This is a genomic window from Murdochiella vaginalis (assembly GCF_902381775.1).
GTDB classification, from domain to species: domain Bacteria; phylum Bacillota; class Clostridia; order Tissierellales; family Peptoniphilaceae; genus Murdochiella; species Murdochiella vaginalis.
On the sequence record NZ_LR698969.1, the window covers coordinates 713031 to 732000 of the forward strand.

Genomic DNA, 18970 nt, shown 5'->3' on the forward strand with positions numbered 1-18970 from the left:
ATGAGCATGCAACAACATTTTGAAGCGTTTGCTAAGGCCGCCAATCATCCCGACGAGCAACTGAAGGCTTATAAAGCCCAAGGAAAAAAAGTGATCGGCGTAATGCCGTATTATGCACCGGAAGAACTGGTTTTCGCGGCTGGCATGGTCCCGATGGGCATGTGGGGAACCAACACGAAAAATATCAAAGAAGCTAAAGAATATTGCGCTTCCTTCTATTGCTCTCTTGCGCAATTGGATTTGGAAATGCTTTTGGACGGCACGCTGGATGATCTGGACGGCGTAATCATGACGACACTCTGTGATACCCTACGTCCGATGAGCCAGAACATTCGTGTTTCGATGGCGAAGCTTGGCAAGATGCCGACGATCTTCATGGCGCACCCGCAAAATCGTCGTCCCGAATACGGCATTCAATACACGATGTCCCAGTATCGCAACGTGAAAGAGAAGCTGGAAGCAATTGCCGGCACAGAAATCACCGATGAAGCGCTCATGAACGCGATCAAGGTCTATAACCAAAGTCGTGCCGAGCGTCGCCGTTTTGTGAAATTGGCAGGGGAACATCCCGAAGCCGTTTCGGCGGTGAATCGCAGCGCCGTATTGAAAGCATCCTATTTCATGCTGAAGGATGAATATACTAAAGCCTTAAAAGCTTTGAACGATGAATTGGAAGCTCTGCCGAAGTCCGAATGGAAGGGTGTACGCATTGTCACTTCCGGCATCATCTGTGACAACCCCGATTTGCTGCAGATTTTGGACGACAATAACATCGCAATTGCGATGGACGATGTGGCGCATGAAAGCCGCAGCTTCCGTACGGATGCTCCGGAAGAGGGAGACCCGATGCGCGCTCTGGCACAGCAGTTTGCGGATCTGGATTATTCAGTTTTGCTTTACGATGAGGCTTCGGCGGAAAATCGCCGCGCCGAGCATGTCGCCGAGTTGGTTCGCGAGTCTCATGCGCATGGCGTTGTGGTCTTTATGCAGAACTTCTGCGACCCGGAAGAAATGGAATATCCGTCACTGCGTCAGGAATTGGATAAACAGAATATTCGTCATATTCGTCTGGGCATTGATCATCAGATGCGTGACTTCGGTCAGGCAAAGACTGCATTACAGGCCTTTGCTGACGTAATTGCAGACGAAATGGCGTAAACTTCGCTTTAGGGACAGGCAAGAAACAGTAAGGAGATATCGTGACCTATACAATGGGAATCGACATCGGTTCTTCGGCCTGCAAAGCCGTTATCTTAAAGGATGCTGACGAAATTGTTGGCACCTTTAAGGTGGCGGTAGGCACAGGCACGTCGGGACCGGATCGCGCATTTGAAGGCGTTTTGGACGCTGCAAATCTTTCGGCGGATCAGCTCGATTACATCTTAGCAACCGGCTATGGCCGCAACACGTTTGCGCGCGCCGACGCGCAGATGAGTGAGCTGAGTTGTCATGCCAAGGGAGCATACTATCTGTTTCCGGACGTGCGCACAGTCATTGATATCGGCGGCCAAGACGTCAAGGTGATTCAAATTGACAATGGCGCCATGGTGAATTTTCAAATGAATGACAAGTGTGCTGCCGGCACCGGGCGATTTTTGGATGTCATGGCCGGGATCTTGGAGGTTGACGTGTCGGATTTGGCGGGCTTAGCGGCAAAATCCACAAAACGCATTGCCATCAGTTCCACCTGTACGGTTTTTGCCGAATCTGAGGTGATCAGTCAGCTGGCAACCGGCGAGAAGAAAGAAGATATCGTAAACGGCATTCACTATGCGATCACCGCCCGTGTTGTCGGGCTGGCGCGTCGTGTCGGAATTCGTGATCGCGTCGTCATGACCGGCGGCGTGGCACAGAACGAGGGGGTGGTCAAGGCTCTGCAGGATCAGCTGGAGCATGAGGTATTCACGTCTCCGTTGTCCCAATACGTGGGTGCGTTGGGCGCCGCGCTTTACGCGCATTCAAAAGCAAAGAGAAAATAGTTGCTGGACGATTTTTGCTTTTTGTTGGATAATGCCTTATAGGTACTATGGAAGGAGAAATTTATGCAGAAAACATATCATGTCACCGTTGAGGGAAAGACCTACGAAGTGACGCTGGAAGAAGTTGGTGCCGCCGGAAGCCCGGTTTATCGTGCTCCGCAGGCATTTGCCCCCGTTGCTCCCGTAGCACCCGCTGCTCCGGTTGCTCCGGCACCGGCCGCCGCTCCGGCACCGGCCGCAGAAGCCAAACCGGCTGCGGAAAAGAAACCGCATGTCGCTGGCGATGGTGAAGATCAGGAAGCTCCGTTGCAGGGCAACATTTGGAAGATCGTTGCCAACGAAGGCGATGAAGTTGCCGCCGGCGATACCGTAATTATTCTCGAAGCGATGAAGATGGAAAATGAAATTGTTGCGCCGCGTGACGGTGTAATCGGCACCATTTATGTCACTGAGGGACAAACGGTTGACACCGGTGAGGCACTCTACTCGTTGAAGTAAAGTAAGGAGATCACCTATGATCGATATGCTTGTATCTTTTTTCAACAGTAGCGGTTTTATGGCCCTCAATTTCGGCTCCCTCATCATGATTGGTGTGGCGTGCCTGTTCCTCTATTTGGCAATTGCCAAGGGCTACGAACCGTACCTGCTCATTCCGATTTCGTTCGGCATGCTGCTTTCCAACTTGCCGCTTGCCGGCCTGATGGATCAAGGCGGACTGTTGAATCTCCTTTATGAAGGCGTGCACTTGGGTATTTATCCACCGCTTATTTTCTTGGGCGTAGGCGCTTCTACGGACTTTTCACCGCTCATTGCCAACCCCAAAAGTTTACTTCTAGGTGCGGCAGCACAGCTGGGTATCTTCTTCGCCTTTACCGGAGCTATTCTTTTGGGCTTTAATCCACAGGAAGCGGGTTCCATCGGCATCATCGGCGGCGCAGACGGACCGACGGCCCTGTATTTAACCAGCCGCATGGCACCGCACCTGTTGGGCGCGATTGCTATTGCTGCGTATTCTTATATGGCGCTTGTTCCGGTCATTCAGCCGCCCATCATGAAGGCACTGACGACTAAGGAAGAACGTCGTATCAAAATGACCACGCTGCGTCCGGTATCCAAGCGGGAGAAGGTTCTCTTTCCGATTATCGTAACGATTGTCGTTACGCTCATTGTTCCTGCAGCGGGTCCGCTCATCGGTATGCTGATGCTCGGCAACCTGTTTAAGGAAGTCGGCGTCGTTCCGCATTTGGTTACGGCCGCGAAAGATACCATTATGTACACGGTTACCATTCTTTTGGGTACAACGGTCGGAGCAACCGCGCGTGCGGAGAATTTCCTTACGGCGCAGACGCTGGGCATTCTGGCGATGGGCCTCGTCGCTTTTGCCGTTGGTACGGCAGGAGGCGTTATTTTCGGTAAAATCATGTGCAAACTTTCGGGTGGAAAGATTAACCCGTTGATCGGTGCTGCGGGGGTATCCGCCGTTCCGATGGCGGCGCGTGTCGTACAAAAAGTGGGACAGAAAGAAGATCCCTCAAACTTCCTTCTCATGCATGCTATGGGACCGAACGTGGCCGGCGTTATCGGCTCGGCAGTAGCCGCGGGCTTATTGCTGAATATGTTCGGCTAAACGACAGTTTCCCCCTTTTCGTTCGAATGATTATGTTCGAAGCGAAGGGGGGAGATAGAGACGAACAACCGCATGGTTGTTCGTCTGGAAGGGAAAACGATATCCCTTCTGTTCCGAGTTCGCATTCGTCCATTTCTGATACAAAACCGTTCCTGCGGTACAGCTCAGCCGCGATGGAAAGATCTGTTGATCGGTAATGAATAAGGGAACAGGCGATGAAAGAGGACATTTGTCCTTAGCAGCTGTCTACGGTTCAGACAGCACCGAAAGGAGAACGAAATGAAAAAAGCACTTAGTGTGTTACTTGCCTTAGCCCTGGCTGTTTCGATGACCGCTTGTGGCGGTGGAGAAAAACCGGCAGAATCCAAACCGGCAGAATCCAAAGCAGCGGAATCGACAGCCCCTGCGTCGGAAGAAAAAAAGGCACCGACGGGCGAAGCTGTCAACTGGAACTTCGCGACGGGCGGATCCACGGGAACGTATTATGCCTACGGTGGCGTCATTGCCAACGTATTCAGCGAAAAAGTGCCGAATGTGAAATTGACCGTACAGTCAACCGGTGCATCCAAGGCAAACATCTTCTCATTAGATGACAATGAAGCCCAAATTGGTTTTGTACAAAACGATGTTATGGATTACGCCATGAAGGGCGAGAGCCTCTTCAAAGAAGATGGCGCAATCACGAGCTTCGCGGCCGTTGCTGCGCTGTATCCGGAAACCTGCCAGATCGTCGGCGCCAAGGGCTTGACCTCGGTTGCAGACCTCAAAGGCAAGAACGTCTCTGTCGGCGATGCCGGATCGGGTGTTGAATTCAATGCGACACAGATTCTTGCTGCATACGGCATTGACATCAATAAAGACATCACGAAGCACAACCTTTCCTTTGGCGATTCGGCCGAAGCGTTAAAGGATGGCAAAATCGATGCATTCTTCTGCGTTGCCGGTGCTCCTACCACTGCCATTACGGAATTGGCTACGACGAACGATATCTCGATCATTTCAGTGGATAAAGAACATGCGGATCAGTTAAAGAAAGACTATCCGTTCTATTCGGATATCACCATTCCGGCAAACACCTACAAGGGCGTGGATGCGGACGTTCAGACGGTTGCTGTTAAAGCCACCATCATCTGCCGCAAAGATCTTCCGGAAGATGCTGTTTACAACCTGGTTAAGGGCATTTTCGACAACAAAGATATGATTGCCGAATCCCATGCAAAGGGCAAAATGCTGGATCCGAAGTACGCCATTGAAGCCATCTCCGTACCGTTCCATCCGGGTGCTGAGAAGTACTTCAAAGAAATCGGAGTCATGAAATAATCTATGACACCACGTCATAAAACGGTTTTTTGGGTGGCGGCTCTCGCGCTTATCGCTGCCGTTACCTTCCTTCTCGTCGGGTTTTTCGCTTCCGCAGGGCATGAGCTGGTCCTGCGGAGCGGAAAGACGGGTGACGTGTTCGCTCGTTACCCGATGTCGGAAGGAGACACGTTTTGTGTCACCTTTATTCATTCGGTCAATCAAAAACCGTACACCGATATGTACCGCATTGAAGATGGTAAAATTTACGCCGAAGAGACGCGTTTCGCGGAGTTCGGCGCAGGGGTAGAAACAGAATTAAATAAAGGAGAAACGCTCTCCACCGGAAAAAACGGGGAAATCGTCATCTCCAATATCCATACGGAAATGAAACATCTGTCTTACATCGTCGGCACCGTTTCCGACCATGTCCTAGCGGTCGGAGGAAAAGAGATCAGCTTGCGAAATCTGTGCGGACGAAATGCGACGGTTGTTTTTACTTACGAAAAAAAATAGAAGGGACAGCCTGAGAAGGGGGAAGACGGAAATACTCCGTCAGCATAAGGAAAACGTTATTTCCTTAAAACGAATGTCTGTGGACACAACAGAAAGGAGATGGCAATGACGGACGAAATCAAAAAAACGTCTGATCCGGCGCCTGAGGTAGAAGATACCGGTACCGGTACGATGGCGGACGTGGAAGAGATCATGAAAAAGTATGATCGCGAATCCAACACCCGCATCTGGACCGGAACGCCGGCCATGATTATTAAATTTACGATGGCGGCTTTTGCCCTTTTCATGATCTGGCTGAACTTATTTGCTAACTGGGATGAACGCATTCGCCGTTGTATGTTTCTCGGCACCATCATCGTGTTTGCCTTCGTGATGTACCCCTTGCGAAAAGGGGATACTTCGCGTGTCAACCATATGCCATTTTATGACATTATTTTGATGCTCTTAGGAGCGGGCAGCTTTTTCTATTTCATTGTCAATTTCAAGGGAATCATCGATCAGGCGACTCGTATTCACCAGACCGAAATTATTCTGGGCATCATCGGCATTATTATTTTAGCGGAAGCCTGCCGACGCGTTGTAGGTCTGCCAATTCTCTTTGTCGCCGGCTTCTTTGTCATTTACTCGTTTGCACAGGGCAAAGCGTTGCGCGTCATTATTTACAACCTGTTCTACACTACGACAGGCGTCATTGGCACCCCGATTGGTGTTTGCTCCACCTACATTGTGCTTTTCATCATCTTTGGTGCGTTTCTCGAAGGCACGGGCATATCCGACTTCTTTATTCAGGTCGCTAACTCCGTAGCCGGTGCGTCCAAAGGCGGTCCGGCAAAGGTCGCCGTTATCTCCTCCGCTCTTTGCGGCATGGTTTCCGGTTCCTCCGTAGCCAACACCGTGACAACCGGATCCGTTACCATTCCGTTGATGAAGAAGACCGGTTACCGCAGTGAGTTTGCGGGCGCCGTGGAAGCGTCGGCCTCTACCGGCGGACAGATCATGCCGCCGATCATGGGCGCGGCCGCCTTCCTCATGTCGGAAATGGTTGGCGTTCCCTATGCGGAAATCGCGGTAAAGGCGATTCTTCCGGCGCTCCTGTACTTTCTCGGGATCTTCATTGCCGTTCATCTGGAAGCGCTTCGCACCGGCCTTATGGGCTTGAAAAAAGAAGACCTTCCGCATTTCGGGAAACTGGTTCTCAAACAAGGTTACCTGCTGTTGCCATTAATCATCCTCGTATGGATGGTCATGAATGGCTTTACAATGGCTCGTTCGGCCGTTATCGCTACGCTCGTGGCCATTGTGGTCAGTATGTTCCGTAAAGAGACGCGCATGACGCCGATGGGCTTTGTCAATGTGCTGGAAAATGGAACGAAAAATACCATCTCTGTAGCCATCGCCTGTGGCGTTGCCGGTATCATCGCCGGTGTTGTCACCATGACAGGTCTTGGTCAGGTGCTGATTTCCGCCATTGTCGGCTTGGCCAACGGAAAGCTTATCATCGCGTTAATGCTGACCATGGTCACTTGCATCGTCCTCGGCATGGGTGTTCCAACTACTGCGAACTACATAATTATGGCGACAACCTGCGCACCGATTCTGGTTTCCGGCATGGGCGTCAACGCGATTGCTGCCAATATGTTCGTTTTCTACTTCGGCATCATCGCCGACATCACGCCGCCGGTTGCACTTGCTGCATACGCCGGCAGTGCAATTGCCCGCTCCAATCCGATGAAGACGGCATTAACCGCGACGCGTCTGGCCATTGCAGCCTTTATCGTGCCGTATATCTTTGTGATGAGTCCGGCCTTGCTCTTTATCGATACACAGCTGGTTGATATTATTCTGATCGTTATCACATCGATCATCGGACTCTTCGGTGTATCGGCCGGTCTTGCCGGTTTTGTTTACACCAAGATGCCGATTTGGCAGCGGGTGCTTTCCGTCATTGGCGGACTACTCCTTATTTATCCGGGCATCGTCACCGATATCGCCGGTGTGGCGTTGGTTGGTACCGTACTGGCGTTGCAGTATCTCAATGGAAAGAAGCAAAAGGAGCAGGCAACAGCCTAAAGAAAGCGTTTTTACCACGTTCTTTTGTTCCTAAAAACACAAAAAGCGGGATCGTCAGTTTTTCGACGATTCCGCTTTCGTTTTTCACATACTTGATGAAAAGGATTTCGAGATGTTATACTAGGATGGTAGCGAACAGCAAGGGAAAACATGTCCTGTAAGACACAAAAACAGGACCCCTGCAAGAAGAATCATTGTTGATCGTCACTCGTTTTTACAATGGAAGGAGTAAACTATGACACTATGGGATGTCGTAACTGACGTTGCCCTATTAGGCGCATTGATGCTGATCGGGCAATTCTTACGTGCAAAAGTGAAATTATTCCAATCTCTGCTTTTGCCGGCTTCCTTAATTGGCGGCTTTATCGGCTTGGCACTAGGGCCGAGCGGGGCGAACGTTTTACCGTTCTCAAAAAGCTTGAGCGGCTACGCAGGCATTCTGATTGCTGTTGTCTTTGGTTGCACGCCGATTGGAGATAAGCCGTTATCGAAAAAAGAGCTTAAAGGCGTTGGTGGATTTTTCTATCAGAACACAGGTATTTTAATTTTTCAATATGCGATTGGTATGGCCCTGTCATTATTTGTTTTGAATAAGTTTTGGCCAGACCTGCATAACAGCTTCGGCTTGATTTATGCAACCGGCTTCTACGGTGGTCACGGAACTGCTGCTGCTGTCGGTTCTGCGTTTAAAGATCTGGGTTATCCGGAATTCTTCGACCTAGGCAATGCCTCCGCAACGGTTGGTATTGTTGTTGGTATTATCTTTGGTATGGCACTCATCAACTGGGGCACGCGAAAAGGATATACCAATTATGTTGCTTCGCCGAAACAGCTTCCTGCCGATATGCGTACCGGTTTAATCGCTCCGGAAAATCAGAAACCCTCGACCAAGGGGACGATCAACAACATGTCCCTTGATTCGTTAGCTTTCCACGTCGGCATCGCGATCTTCGTCACCTTTGTTGCGAAGAGACTGTCCGGAGTGATTGCAAAAGCCGTTCCTGGCTTATCGATTCCGGTTTTCGTACTGGCTTTGGCCGTCGGTTATGTGGCACAGTTCTTCCTGCGTGCAACCAAAGCGGACAAATACGTTGACCGCAGCACGCTGCAGCGTATCAGCGGAACCTCGACAGACTTTCTGGTTTGCTCGGCGGTTGCTTCGTTGAAATTAAGCACGATTGCATCGTACGCTGGTCCGTTGATGATCACCTTCGTCATCGGTATCATCATCAACATCTTATGGTTCCTCTGGGTCAGCAAGTATTCTTCTGAGAGAGACTGGTTTGAGCGCGGCATTATGAACTATGGCCGTTCCAATGGCGTCGTCGCGACGGGCGTTCTCTTGAACCGTGTTGTCGACCCGGATGCGAAATCGCGTGGCTTGGAAGACACCGGCATCACCGACCTTCTGAATCGTCCGATTGCCATTGCTCTTCAGGTGCTTCCGCCGGCAATTTGTATGAGCACGCTCTCCAGCGTGTATGCGATGACAGGCGTAATGTGGCTCGGCTTCATCGTATTGACCGTTATCGCCTTGGCGTTAAAATGGTGGACTCCGGGCAAAATGCAGGGAGGCCAGAAGAAATAAGTTCGCTACCATTTGCCTACAAAACTTTTGCAGGGGTTTTGTAGAAAGGAGGATTGATGAAGTACGATATCATGCATTTTGAAGCTCTTGGAGAAGAAGCGGAGCACTTACAAGAAGAGACGGACCGCTTGGTTGCGGAGGGAAAACTGAAAAAAGACTTCTCTTCGGTGATTACGCCGTTAACGCTACAAGAGTATCTCAAGCAGGAGAATTTGAGCGGAAAAGACCTTCCCAACATCGTCACCACCAAAACGCATTCGGTATTACCGGAGGAGTGGGTGAACAGCGAACCGAAGAAGAGCGTCATTACGCGAAGCGCCGGCTATGATCATTTTGAGCATCTTCAGAACAAACTGAACATCGCCAGCTTGCGCGTGTACTGCGTGAAGGCTGTCGCACAAACAGCAATCAAGTTTTTGTATGCTGCAGCAGGCTATCTGAATGAGTATTCCAAAAACACGCTGCTCTTCGAACGCAATAAGACGCACTCATTCCATGAGCTGGGGCCGGATATGGTTGCCACGGTGTTCGGTGTAGGAAACATCGGCGCGGAAACCTATCGGATGTTAGTACAAAACGGGCTGACCGTTCAGGCTGTTGACGTACGCGCCGAAGAACTGAAAGGCCTTGACGCATATAAGGACTTCCACTTTGTCGACAAAGAGACCGCCATTAAAAATTCCGACGTGATCCTTAACGTCATGAATTTGACCAAATCCAAAGAAAGCCGTTTCTATAACGTCAACTACTTTGATCAAGAGACGCTCTCCAAAGCGAAAAAGGGAATCATCCTCATCAATGTCACCCGAGGAGAAATCATGCCGGAACATGTGGTTTTAGAAGGCATGGAAAAGGGGCAGATCATAGGCTTCGGTACCGATGTGTTCAGTTATGAAGAGCGCATTACGCAGGCTTTGCGCAATGGCGAAACCAAGTCGGATGATCCGGATATTGACGCTGCCTTGACATTGATTCATCGTGCGCTCAACCGCGAGGCCAACGTATACGTACAGCCCCATCAGGGCTTTAACTCCGATGTTGCCGCCGTGGATAAGGCAAAAGAAGCCATGGCCCACGTCGCCTTCTTCTTCAACGAGGGGAAGGGAACGTTCAGAGAGCAGTTGCCGTATTACGAAAGCTAAGGCACAAAACGCAACAAATCAGACCGTTTGTATCATACGGAATGGAAGAAATAGCGAGATCGGGCAAACGCCCCTCTCGCTATTTTTTATTCGGAATCGCTTGTCGAAAGTTAAAAAAATGATAAGTTTCAGAGAACTTTTTGTTCACTTCATGTACAATAGAAAAGTGGGTTTGACCGAAAGGCGGCCGCCCGAACCAATTCATCCCGAACAGTCGACAGGAATCACGAGAGGAACAACGAGACCATGACGCTATTTGATTACTTAGAATTGTTGGGCGGCTTGAGCATGCTGCTCTACGGCATGTCGATATTGGGCGACGGATTAAACGTCGTTTCCGGTGGAAAAATGGAAAGCCTGTTGAAAAGACTGGTATCCACCAAGTTTAAAGGCGTGTTGCTCGGCGCAGCCGTAACGGCTGTGATTCAATCCTCGTCCGCTACGACCGTCATGGTAGTCGCGCTGGTAAACTCCGGCGTATTAAAGCTGATGCAGGCGGTTTCCATCATTATGGGTGCGAACATCGGAACGACCATGACGGCCTGGATTCTTAGCTTGAGCGGTCTCAACGGCGAAAGCTTTTTGATTCAGATGCTCAAACCGAGTTCCTTTTCGCCCATTCTGGCTATGATCGGCGTGATCATTCTTTTTACCGCCAAAAACGAAACGAAAAAGGGCAAGGCCAGTGTTTTTCTGGGCTTTGCTGTGTTGATGTTCGGCATGGAAACCATGATGCGGGCTATGACGCCTTTGCAAAGTTCTACCGAATTTTTTGAAGTGGTCTCGCTCTTTTCCAACCCGATTCTCGGGCTGCTACTGGGTATCGGCATTACCGCGCTGATTCAATCTTCTTCCGCCTTTACAGGTATTCTACAGGCACTTTCCTCCACCGGAGCCATTACCTTTGGCACGGCCATTCCCGTCATCATGGGACAGAACATCGGCACCTGTGTTACGGCTCTGCTGTCGAGTATCGGAGCAGAAGTCAACGCCAAGCGCGCGGCCATTATTCACTTGATTTTTAACGTCATCGGAACCGGACTGTTTCTTTGTGTGTTCTATCTGGGCAATGCATTTCTACACTATACATTTCTCAACGATACAGTGAATGCCGTGAATATTGCGATCATTCATACCACCTTTAATATCGGGACAACGGTGGTACTCTATCCTTTTGCAGGGCAGCTGGTAAAGCTGTCACAGAAATTGATTGTGGACAAAAAAGCGCCGGTGGAGATGGATGCCATCGAGCAGGATCTGCGTCTTTTGGAACCGCGCCTTCTGGATCGGCCGGACTTTGCTGTGCAGCAGGCCTATACCGTGCTGTGTCAAATGATGAAGCTGACCAGTCAGGAATTTGAAGAGACGGCGCAATTGATGCAGGGGTATACACCCGAGCGGCATGAGAAAATTGAATGGATGGAGCGGCAGGTGGATCGCTATGAAGATGCGCTGCAGGACTATAGTGTGCGCATTTCGAAGGCCTCTCTTTCTGATACGGATGCGCATAAGTTGACGGTGCTTATGTATTCGGTGAACGATATTGAGCGCGTGAGCGACTATGGCATTAATTTGGCGGATCAGGTGCTGCGAAGCGTGGAATCGCCGCAAAAGTTTTCGCGATTGGCGATGCGCGAGTTGAAGATCTACTCCGATGCCGTGAAAGAGATTGTACAAAACAGCTATTATGCGCTGGAAAGCCTCTCGTACGAGAAGGCCATTCAAATTGAGCCACTGGAGGAGTGCATCGACGATATCAACCAGACGCTTTCCCGCCGTCACATTGCCCGCTTGCAGAATGGATCGTGCAGCGCCGTCAACGGACCGATTATCATTGAAATGTTTAACAGCTTAGAGCGCATTGCCGATCATTGTTCGAACATCGGCATCAGCGTCATTCAATATACGACGCAAAAATATCTTGCCCATGAGTACCAGTCGCATATCGATAAGACAAGCGATGCGTTCCGTGCAACCTTTGAAGCATATTGCGATAAGTATCAGTTACCGGCCGCTTCAGACCGCTAAGTGCAAACCAAAGAAAAGCCGCTCCCTATCCTCTTGCTTCGATCGACAGAAAATCGATCGATTTCTCGTCCATGCAAAGGGGTCGGGAACGGCTTTTTATTTTGTCTAATTGCCGCTATTACACCGGCTTGTCTTCCTGCGGAATATTTGTATTATCCCAGGGCGACTCGAAGGCTGACTCGGCCGAGAACTGTGCATTGGCCTTGCGCGCGCGATGCCGTGGAACAACCACGCCCGGGCCGCCGATGCAACCGGCTTCACAGGCCATTCCTTCCAACAGCATGCCATTTTTCCGTCCGGCTTTCGCCATGCGCATCAGCATGACGCAATTCGCCAAGCCTTCCACAGCTTCCACCTCAATTTCGCGATCCGGATCGATTTCCTTGGCGCGGGCGACAACCGCTTTAGCGACACCGCCGCCCACCGCATAACCGCGTCCTGTTTTGGACGCGTCATGAAACACCTCATCGGTTTCAATCGAGGAAGGCTCGATTTCTTTGGCCACAAACATGCCCATGAGCTCTTCAAAGGTAATGACAAAATCGACCTGATCGTGCACGGCAGGTTGTAAACCTTCCAATTTCTTGGATAGACAGGGGCCGATAAATACGACGATGCAGCCGGGATGCGCTTTTTTAATCTGTTGTGCCGTATACATCATCGGCGTCGAGGTATCGGAAATATAGGCATCCAGTTGCGGGAAGTTTTTGCGCACCATCAGCTTCCAGGAATAGCAGCAGCTGGTTCCCATAAAGGGTTGTTCGTCCGGCACGCTGTGTAAAAACTCTTTTGCCTCATTCATGGTCGTTAGATCCGCGCCCAGGCCGACTTCGACGACATCCGCAAAGCCTAATTGGCGAATGGCTTCCCGCACTTGCGCAGGGCTGGTGAGCGAACCGAATTGGCCCGTAAACGACGGCGCAATAATGCCATATACCGGCGCATCTTTTTTCATGGCCTTGATGACCTGATAGATCTGCGATTTATCCGCAATGGCGCCAAACGGGCAGGAAGCGATGCATGCTCCGCAGCTGACGCATTTTTCGTCGTCAATTTCCGCGCGGCCGAGGTAATCCGAACCGATGGCCTTCACGCCGCAGGCTTCCGCACAGGGACGTCCCGTCTCCAAAACGGCATTATAGGGGCATTCTTTGATACATTTTTTACATTTGATGCACTTATCCTGGTCAATGAGCATTTTCGTTTTTCCCGGAGAGATGGCATTCTTCGGGCACGCATTTTCACAGGGATGCGCCAGGCATTTCCGGCAGTTGTCGGAAATGAAAATATGGCGTTCCGGACACGCTTCACAGGCGATCTTAATGACGGAAACCAGCGGTGGATGATGCACCCGCGTATCCACATCGACCGTTTCGATTCCCTCCGTAATGGAACCCGTGACATCCGCCGCGCGGGCATCAAGTCCCAGCGCCATGCGCAGACGTTCGCCATACACGGCACGTTCACGGAAGATATTCTCTCGGAAATGCGCAACCTCGCCGGGAAGCGCCCTGAAGGTTTCATTATAAAGATTCTTCAGATCCTCATCGTTATAGGCCATGCGGGCGATGCTGGCAAAGGCCATGCGTCGTAGCCGGATGACGTCAACGTAACTGTACTTCATTCTTCCTCCTGTAAACCGTCCAAAATACGCTCCATCACTTGCGGACTGGTCGCTTTGAGTATTTTCTCATCATCAATCGTCACGACGGGAGCGATCCGTTTTTCGGATGTTTTGCAGGTGCCGTCACAAGAGCAAAGCTCAATATCAAAATCTGCCCCTTCACGGATCGGATATTCCGACAGACTCTCTTTCAAATCAATCACGTTGTCCATGATGTTGTCGGCACCGTAAAAAATACAGCGTGTGCCGGTACAAATTTTAACCTTCATTGTTCCTCCTCGACGATAGGGTGCGCTCGTTTTGCAACGAACTGCCAGGAATGACCTTACCGAGACGTTTTCCCACAAAAAAAATAAACGGTGTAATCGGTAGGCGGGATGGACGATATTCTTTGGGAATATGTTATCACAGCGCGCATAAAAACGACAGTCGCCGGCAGCACGAAAAAACTGCTACAATAAGAACCGGAAATACCCTTCCCCTGCGAGAGGCCATTGCGAGCGTCGATTTTGAATGCGTTCGCAACACATTCTTGACAGGTGAGGAAGAAATAGAAAAGGAGAAAACATGAAAAACGGAAATGAAAAAAGGTGGAGACGAGCAAGCGGTTTTGTAGCGGTCTTGCTTGCCCTTGTGTTATTACTGAGTGCTTGCGGGGCACCGAAAGATAAGGGAACGGCAAACAGCAGGGAAGAGGAAAGTGTAACGGAAACGTTCTCTTCCGAAACCTCCTCCCAGGCAGAAAAGAAAGACCAAACGCCGCTTCGCATCGGCGCACTGAAAGGCCCCACATCGATGGGGATGGCCTATGTCTTTGCCGCGGCGGATGCCAAAGAAAATGCACTGCAGTATCGCATTTTGGGTTCTCCCGAAGAGCTCATTCCGCTTCTGGCGAAAAAAGAGCTGGATGTGGCCGCGGTGCCGTCCAATCTGGCCGCCGTTCTCTACGCCAAGACAAAAGGTGACATTCAAGTGCTCAATATTAATACGCTTGGGGTGCTGTATCTTGTCGGACGGGGAGAAAGAGTGCAGTCGATCGCCGATCTGAAGGGAAAAACGTTGCTGGCATCCGGAAAAGGCGCGACGCCGGAATATGCGCTGCACTATCTTCTGCAAGCCAATGGCCTTGCCTGGGAGGATGTTCGAGTGGAATGGAAGAGCGAACATGCCGAGGTGGTGGCGGCCCTAGCGGAAGATAAGGACGCGTTAGCGTTATTGCCGGAACCCTTTGTTTCTTCCGCCGAGGCGAAAATTGCCGATCTTCATCGGGCCGTAGATCTTACCGCTGCCTGGGACGAAGCGCAAAAAGGCGGGGAGGCGCCTTCTGCACTGGTGATGGGGGTGTTGATTGCAAGACGAGAAGTGGTGAAGGAGCATCCCGAGGCGATTGCACAGTTGCTTTCGGCGATCTCACAATCGGTGGATCAGGTGAAACAGGATCCGGCGGCAGCAGCGAAAGTGATCGGCGCCTTAGGTATTGTGCCGGAAGCCGTCGCACAGAAAGCCATACCGCACGCCAACCTTGTTTCCATTACGGGTGCAGAAATGAAAGAAAAGCTGAGCGGCTATCTACGCGTTCTGGAGAAACAGAATGCAGAGGCGATTGGCGGCGCTTTGCCGGCGGATGATTTCTATTACCTACCGGAAGGGCAACAGTAGAATGCGCGAAGTCATCCGACGAATTGCTGTCGGGGCCTTTTGGCTTGCTGCATGGGCTCTTTTGGCGAAGGGTATCGGCAACTCTCTCATTCTGCCTTCCCCGACGCAAACGCTGGCGGCTTTCGCCGTCCTGCTCGGTGATGCGACGTTTGTTCCACGCCTTTTAAGCTCGCAGCTGCATGTGATGGGAGGCTTTTTTCTCGGCGCTGTGTCGGGTGTGCTTTTTGGCTGGTTGGCCGCGACAAACGATATGCTTTCGCGGCTGATGGCTTTGCCCGTGCAAGTGATGCGAGCCATTCCGGTCGCTTCTTTTGTTGTTTTTGCGCTGTTTATTTTGCCTTCCGCGCACCTCTCTCTTTTCATTGTATTTGTGCTCGTTTCTCCATTGGTTTACCAAAACGCTCTGGATGGACGACGGACCGTAGATGCTTCGCTTTTGGAAATGGCGCGTACGTTTCGCGTGCCGCTGTCGCGTCGCCTGCGCGGCGTGCTGTTGCCCTCCGTCCTTCCCTTTCTGAGCGCCGCCTTTCAAACCGCCTCGGGTCTTGCTTGGAAGGGCGGTGTGGCGGCCGAAATGATAGCCCTTGCCGGAAACAGTGTGGGTGAGGCGCTCTTTCAATCCAAAATTACGCTGGACATGCCCGCCCTTTTTGCTTGGACGGGTGTCATTCTCATGATCAGCTTGCTTAACACCAAGCTGGTGCTTTTCCTGTGGAATGGCGCGGCACATCGCCTGATGCGGATTCATCCAATTCGTCAGAAACCGAATTTGGAAGGCACAAAAACGGCTCCGCTTGCCGAGCATAGCCGAAACTCCTTCGCACAGAAAGAAAAAACGCCCCTTATGCAGTTACGGGACGTGTCCGTTTCCTTTTCGCAAAAGCCGGTGTTACAGGACATTACAGCCACGCTTTTTGCGCAGGATCGCGTGCACCTAAGCGGCCCGTCCGGTGTCGGCAAAACGACACTTTTGCGCGTGATCGCTGCGGAAAAAACGCCGGATGGGGGCAGCATACTGTATGCGACCTTTACCAAACCGCGCTGCAATATCCTGTTTCAGGAGAACCGTCTGTTGGAAAGCCACAGCGTGCGTGAAAACCTGCGCTTTGTCGGCCTCGATGAAGAGACAATTGCGGACGGACTTTCTTCCCTTTCACTTCTGGATGTAGCGGATCAAGTAGTTTTCACGCTTTCCGGCGGCATGAAACGGCGCTTGGCGCTGTTGCGTGCTCTGTTGTCACCGGGAGATCTGCTCTTGCTGGATGAGCCGTTTGTCGGTTTGGATGAAGCGCTGCGCAAAAAAACCGCGGATGCTATTGTGAAGCGAAGCAAAGGCTTTTCAGCTCTTGTCGTCTGTGACCATGTTCTGGAAGGAGACGATCTTGTTGAGCAGATGCTTGCCCCTACGGCGGTTTGGCATCTTAACGATGATGGGCGCCTATGGTACGACGTTCGCCAAGTATGATAAAATGCAAGCGAAGGTGCTAACCACCTTTTTCAGGAGGAAACTATGTGTGGCATTGTAGGATATATTGGAAAAGAATCAGCCGTCGAGGTGTTGCTGGACGGATTGAAAAAATTGGAATACCGCGGATATGACTCGGCCGGCGTCGCTGTACGAAATTCCGACGGCACTTTTGATGTGCTGAAAGAGAAAGGCCGTCTGGTCAATTTGGAGAAGCGTATCGCGGAGGAAAAGCCTTCGGGAACGGAAGGCATCGGCCATACGCGTTGGGCAACGCACGGAGAATCCACGCGTATCAATGCCCATCCGCACTATTCCGCCGATGACCGTGTCGTCGGAGTGCATAACGGCATTATTGAGAATTTCAAGGAAATCAAAAAAGAGTTAACCGAGAAGGGATATACCTTCTATTCCGAGACGGATACCGAGGTCTGCATCAAGCTCATCGACTATTATTACGGCGAAAAAGCGGATCCTTTGGAGGCCTTGAAAGCCGCTAAGGCGCACATTCACGGCTCCTATGCGTTGGCGATTCTTTTTCAGGATCGTCCGGGCGAGATTTGGGTCATGCGCAAAAATTCGCCTATGATTTTGGGAGTTAAAGAAGGCGCGAGCTTTTTGGCATCCGACGTGCCGGCCATTTTGAAACACACCCGTGACGTATATTACATGGAAGATGATCAGATTGCCGAATTGACCCGTGCGGGTATCACGTTTTTTGATGCCGAGGGAAACATCATTACCATGCCGAAACAGCACATTGATTGGGATGTGGCGGCCGCGGAAAAGGGCGGCTATGCCCATTTCATGTTGAAAGAGATTCACGAGCAGCCGGTGGTGATCGCCAATGCGCTTCGCCATTTTGTAGACCTGAACGGCTGGATTCGCTTTGAAGGTGCAAACCTGACGCCCGATTTTTATGATTCCTTCAACCGTATCCATATTGTGGCCTGCGGTTCGGCGTATCACGTGGCCTGTGTGTCCAAGTACGTGGTGGAGTCGCTTGCTCGCATTCCGGTGGAAACGGATATTGCCTCGGAATTTCGGTATCGTCATCCCATTCTGTCCGAGAAGGATCTTGTGATTATCATTTCGCAATCGGGGGAAACCGCCGATTCGCTGGCGGCGTTGCGTGAGGCACAGAAGCTGGGTGCTTCCACATTGGCCATCGTCAATGTGGTCGGTTCGTCGATCGCCCGTGAGGCACAGCGTGTTATCTATACGGTGGCCGGCCCGGAGATTGCGGTGGCTACGACAAAAGCATACAGTTGTCAGCTGTTGGTTATGGATCTTTTCGCGCTGGATCTGGCACTGCATCACAAGCGCATCACCGAAGAAAAGGCGCAGGAGCTGATCGCTGAACTCAAGACGCTTCCTCGTAAAATGAATGCGATTTTGCGCGAAGAAAAAACGTATTGTAAGGCGGCGGAGCGTTTCTTGGACAAAGAGCATATGTTCTTTGTCGGTCGCGGCATGGATTATGCCGGCTGTCTGGAAGCGAGCCTCAAGCTTAAAGAAGTGTCGTATCTGCATTCCGAAGCGTATGCTGCCGGAGAACTGAAGCACGGCACCATCAGCCTCATTGAAGAGGGTACGCCCGTGATCGGCATTGCCACGCAGACAGACTTGATGGAAAAGACGCGCTCCAACCTGTTGGAGGTTAAGACGCGCGGCGGAGACGTCACCACGCTTATCATGAAAGGCATGGAAGGCTTTGAGGATGTCGGTCACGTCATGACTATTCCGGCCATTCATCCGCTTTGGGCGAACAGTCTCTCGGTCTTGCCGATGCAGCTTTTGGCGTATTATGAATCCACGCTGCGCGGACTGGATGTCGATAAGCCGCGCAACTTGGCCAAGAGTGTGACGGTTGAATAAGATTTCTACGCATTAGGCGTCGGTGGACTACGGCGGTGGGCCTGTCGAAGCGAAAGAAGAATCCCTCCATGCATTCCCTGAACAGAAGGAGCGAA

General features: G+C 51.1%; 15 protein-coding genes. 13 read left to right on the forward strand and 2 right to left on the reverse strand.

The genetic code is table 11. The features are described 5' to 3' along the window. The 10 genes from hgdB to FXY30_RS03095 all read left to right on the forward strand — a co-directional run bounded on the left by hgdB (position 1) and on the right by FXY30_RS03095 (position 12249). Positions 1 to 1158: a (R)-2-hydroxyglutaryl-CoA dehydratase subunit beta gene (gene hgdB, locus FXY30_RS03050; protein WP_071705255.1), complete on the forward strand. Its 1158-nt coding sequence runs from the start codon at positions 1 to 3 to the stop codon at positions 1156 to 1158. Between the two features lie 41 nt (positions 1159 to 1199). Beyond that, positions 1200 to 1979, forward strand: a complete 780-nt coding sequence (locus FXY30_RS03055; protein WP_269457026.1) for an acyl-CoA dehydratase activase — start codon at positions 1200 to 1202, stop codon at positions 1977 to 1979. Positions 1980 to 2042: 63 nt separating this feature from the next. Further along, the gene (locus tag FXY30_RS03060; protein WP_071705256.1) at positions 2043 to 2477 is read left to right on the forward strand and encodes a biotin/lipoyl-containing protein; all 435 of its coding nucleotides are present in this window, start codon (positions 2043 to 2045) and stop codon (positions 2475 to 2477) included. 16 nt (positions 2478 to 2493) lie between these two features. Next, positions 2494 to 3606, forward strand: coding sequence for a sodium ion-translocating decarboxylase subunit beta (locus tag FXY30_RS03065; RefSeq protein WP_071705257.1), 1113 nt, complete (start codon positions 2494 to 2496; stop codon positions 3604 to 3606). A 279-nt stretch (positions 3607 to 3885) separates the two neighbouring features. Beyond that, positions 3886 to 4926, forward strand: coding sequence for a TAXI family TRAP transporter solute-binding subunit (locus FXY30_RS03070; RefSeq protein ID WP_071705258.1), 1041 nt, complete (start codon positions 3886 to 3888; stop codon positions 4924 to 4926). A 3-nt stretch (positions 4927 to 4929) separates the two neighbouring features. Beyond that, positions 4930 to 5421 (forward strand): DUF1850 domain-containing protein, encoded by a 492-nt coding sequence (locus FXY30_RS03075; RefSeq protein WP_071705259.1) that lies wholly within the window; start codon positions 4930 to 4932, stop codon positions 5419 to 5421. A gap of 105 nt (positions 5422 to 5526) precedes the next feature. Further along, a complete protein-coding gene (locus FXY30_RS03080) occupies positions 5527 to 7491 on the forward strand; it encodes a TRAP transporter permease (RefSeq protein WP_071705260.1) in 1965 nt (654 codons plus the stop codon). 235 nt (positions 7492 to 7726) lie between these two features. Continuing rightward, on the forward strand, positions 7727 to 9079 hold the full coding sequence (locus FXY30_RS03085) for a sodium/glutamate symporter (RefSeq protein WP_071705261.1): 1353 nt from the start codon (positions 7727 to 7729) through the stop codon (positions 9077 to 9079). 56 nt (positions 9080 to 9135) lie between these two features. After that, positions 9136 to 10221: an NAD(P)-dependent oxidoreductase gene (locus FXY30_RS03090; protein WP_071705262.1), complete on the forward strand. Its 1086-nt coding sequence runs from the start codon at positions 9136 to 9138 to the stop codon at positions 10219 to 10221. Between the two features lie 246 nt (positions 10222 to 10467). Then, positions 10468 to 12249 (forward strand): Na/Pi cotransporter family protein, encoded by a 1782-nt coding sequence (locus tag FXY30_RS03095; protein WP_071705263.1) that lies wholly within the window; start codon positions 10468 to 10470, stop codon positions 12247 to 12249. Positions 12250 to 12367: 118 nt separating this feature from the next. Here FXY30_RS03095 and FXY30_RS03100 read toward each other — a convergent pair whose 3' ends face one another. Then, positions 12368 to 13873 carry a 4Fe-4S dicluster domain-containing protein gene (locus FXY30_RS03100; RefSeq protein ID WP_071705264.1) on the reverse strand — a complete coding sequence of 502 codons (1506 nt, stop codon included), beginning with the start codon at positions 13871 to 13873 and terminating at the stop codon, positions 12368 to 12370. After that, entirely contained in the window at positions 13870 to 14142 is a 273-nt protein-coding gene (locus tag FXY30_RS03105) for a (2Fe-2S) ferredoxin domain-containing protein (RefSeq protein ID WP_071705265.1), read from the reverse strand. The genes FXY30_RS03100 and FXY30_RS03105 overlap by 4 nt, the downstream gene beginning before the upstream one ends. 298 nt (positions 14143 to 14440) lie before the next feature. Between FXY30_RS03105 and FXY30_RS03110 the strand changes: the two genes are divergently transcribed. Genes FXY30_RS03110 through glmS form a run of 3 tightly spaced genes read left to right on the forward strand, consistent with a single transcriptional unit; the run spans position 14441 to position 18875 of the window. Next, positions 14441 to 15532, forward strand: coding sequence for an ABC transporter substrate-binding protein (locus FXY30_RS03110; RefSeq protein WP_071705266.1), 1092 nt, complete (start codon positions 14441 to 14443; stop codon positions 15530 to 15532). Further along, a complete protein-coding gene (locus FXY30_RS03115; RefSeq protein WP_083428162.1) occupies positions 15465 to 16997 on the forward strand; it encodes an ATP-binding cassette domain-containing protein in 1533 nt (510 codons plus the stop codon). The genes FXY30_RS03110 and FXY30_RS03115 overlap by 68 nt, the downstream gene beginning before the upstream one ends. Positions 16998 to 17042: 45 nt before the next feature. Beyond that, the gene (gene glmS / locus FXY30_RS03120; protein ID WP_071705268.1) at positions 17043 to 18875 is read left to right on the forward strand and encodes a glutamine--fructose-6-phosphate transaminase (isomerizing); all 1833 of its coding nucleotides are present in this window, start codon (positions 17043 to 17045) and stop codon (positions 18873 to 18875) included. Positions 18876 to 18970: the final 95 nt, after the last annotated feature.

Excerpts from the sequence above, each read along its gene's own strand:
- hgdB (WP_071705255.1), top strand. The coding sequence starts at position 1 with ATGAGCATGCAACAACATTTTGAAGCGTTTGCTAAGGCCGCCAATCAT.
- FXY30_RS03060 (WP_071705256.1), top strand. The coding sequence starts at position 2,043 with ATGCAGAAAACATATCATGTCACCGTTGAGGGAAAGACCTACGAAGTG.
- FXY30_RS03065 (WP_071705257.1), top strand. The coding sequence starts at position 2,494 with ATGATCGATATGCTTGTATCTTTTTTCAACAGTAGCGGTTTTATGGCC.
- FXY30_RS03070 (WP_071705258.1), top strand. The coding sequence starts at position 3,886 with ATGAAAAAAGCACTTAGTGTGTTACTTGCCTTAGCCCTGGCTGTTTCG.
- FXY30_RS03075 (WP_071705259.1), top strand. The coding sequence starts at position 4,930 with ATGACACCACGTCATAAAACGGTTTTTTGGGTGGCGGCTCTCGCGCTT.
- FXY30_RS03080 (WP_071705260.1), top strand. The coding sequence starts at position 5,527 with ATGACGGACGAAATCAAAAAAACGTCTGATCCGGCGCCTGAGGTAGAA.
- FXY30_RS03085 (WP_071705261.1), top strand. The coding sequence starts at position 7,727 with ATGACACTATGGGATGTCGTAACTGACGTTGCCCTATTAGGCGCATTG.
- FXY30_RS03090 (WP_071705262.1), top strand. The coding sequence starts at position 9,136 with ATGAAGTACGATATCATGCATTTTGAAGCTCTTGGAGAAGAAGCGGAG.
- FXY30_RS03095 (WP_071705263.1), top strand. The coding sequence starts at position 10,468 with ATGACGCTATTTGATTACTTAGAATTGTTGGGCGGCTTGAGCATGCTG.
- FXY30_RS03100 (WP_071705264.1), bottom strand. The coding sequence starts at position 13,873 with ATGAAGTACAGTTACGTTGACGTCATCCGGCTACGACGCATGGCCTTT.
- FXY30_RS03105 (WP_071705265.1), bottom strand. The coding sequence starts at position 14,142 with ATGAAGGTTAAAATTTGTACCGGCACACGCTGTATTTTTTACGGTGCC.
- FXY30_RS03110 (WP_071705266.1), top strand. The coding sequence starts at position 14,441 with ATGAAAAACGGAAATGAAAAAAGGTGGAGACGAGCAAGCGGTTTTGTA.
- FXY30_RS03115 (WP_083428162.1), top strand. The coding sequence starts at position 15,465 with ATGCAGAGGCGATTGGCGGCGCTTTGCCGGCGGATGATTTCTATTACC.
- glmS (WP_071705268.1), top strand. The coding sequence starts at position 17,043 with ATGTGTGGCATTGTAGGATATATTGGAAAAGAATCAGCCGTCGAGGTG.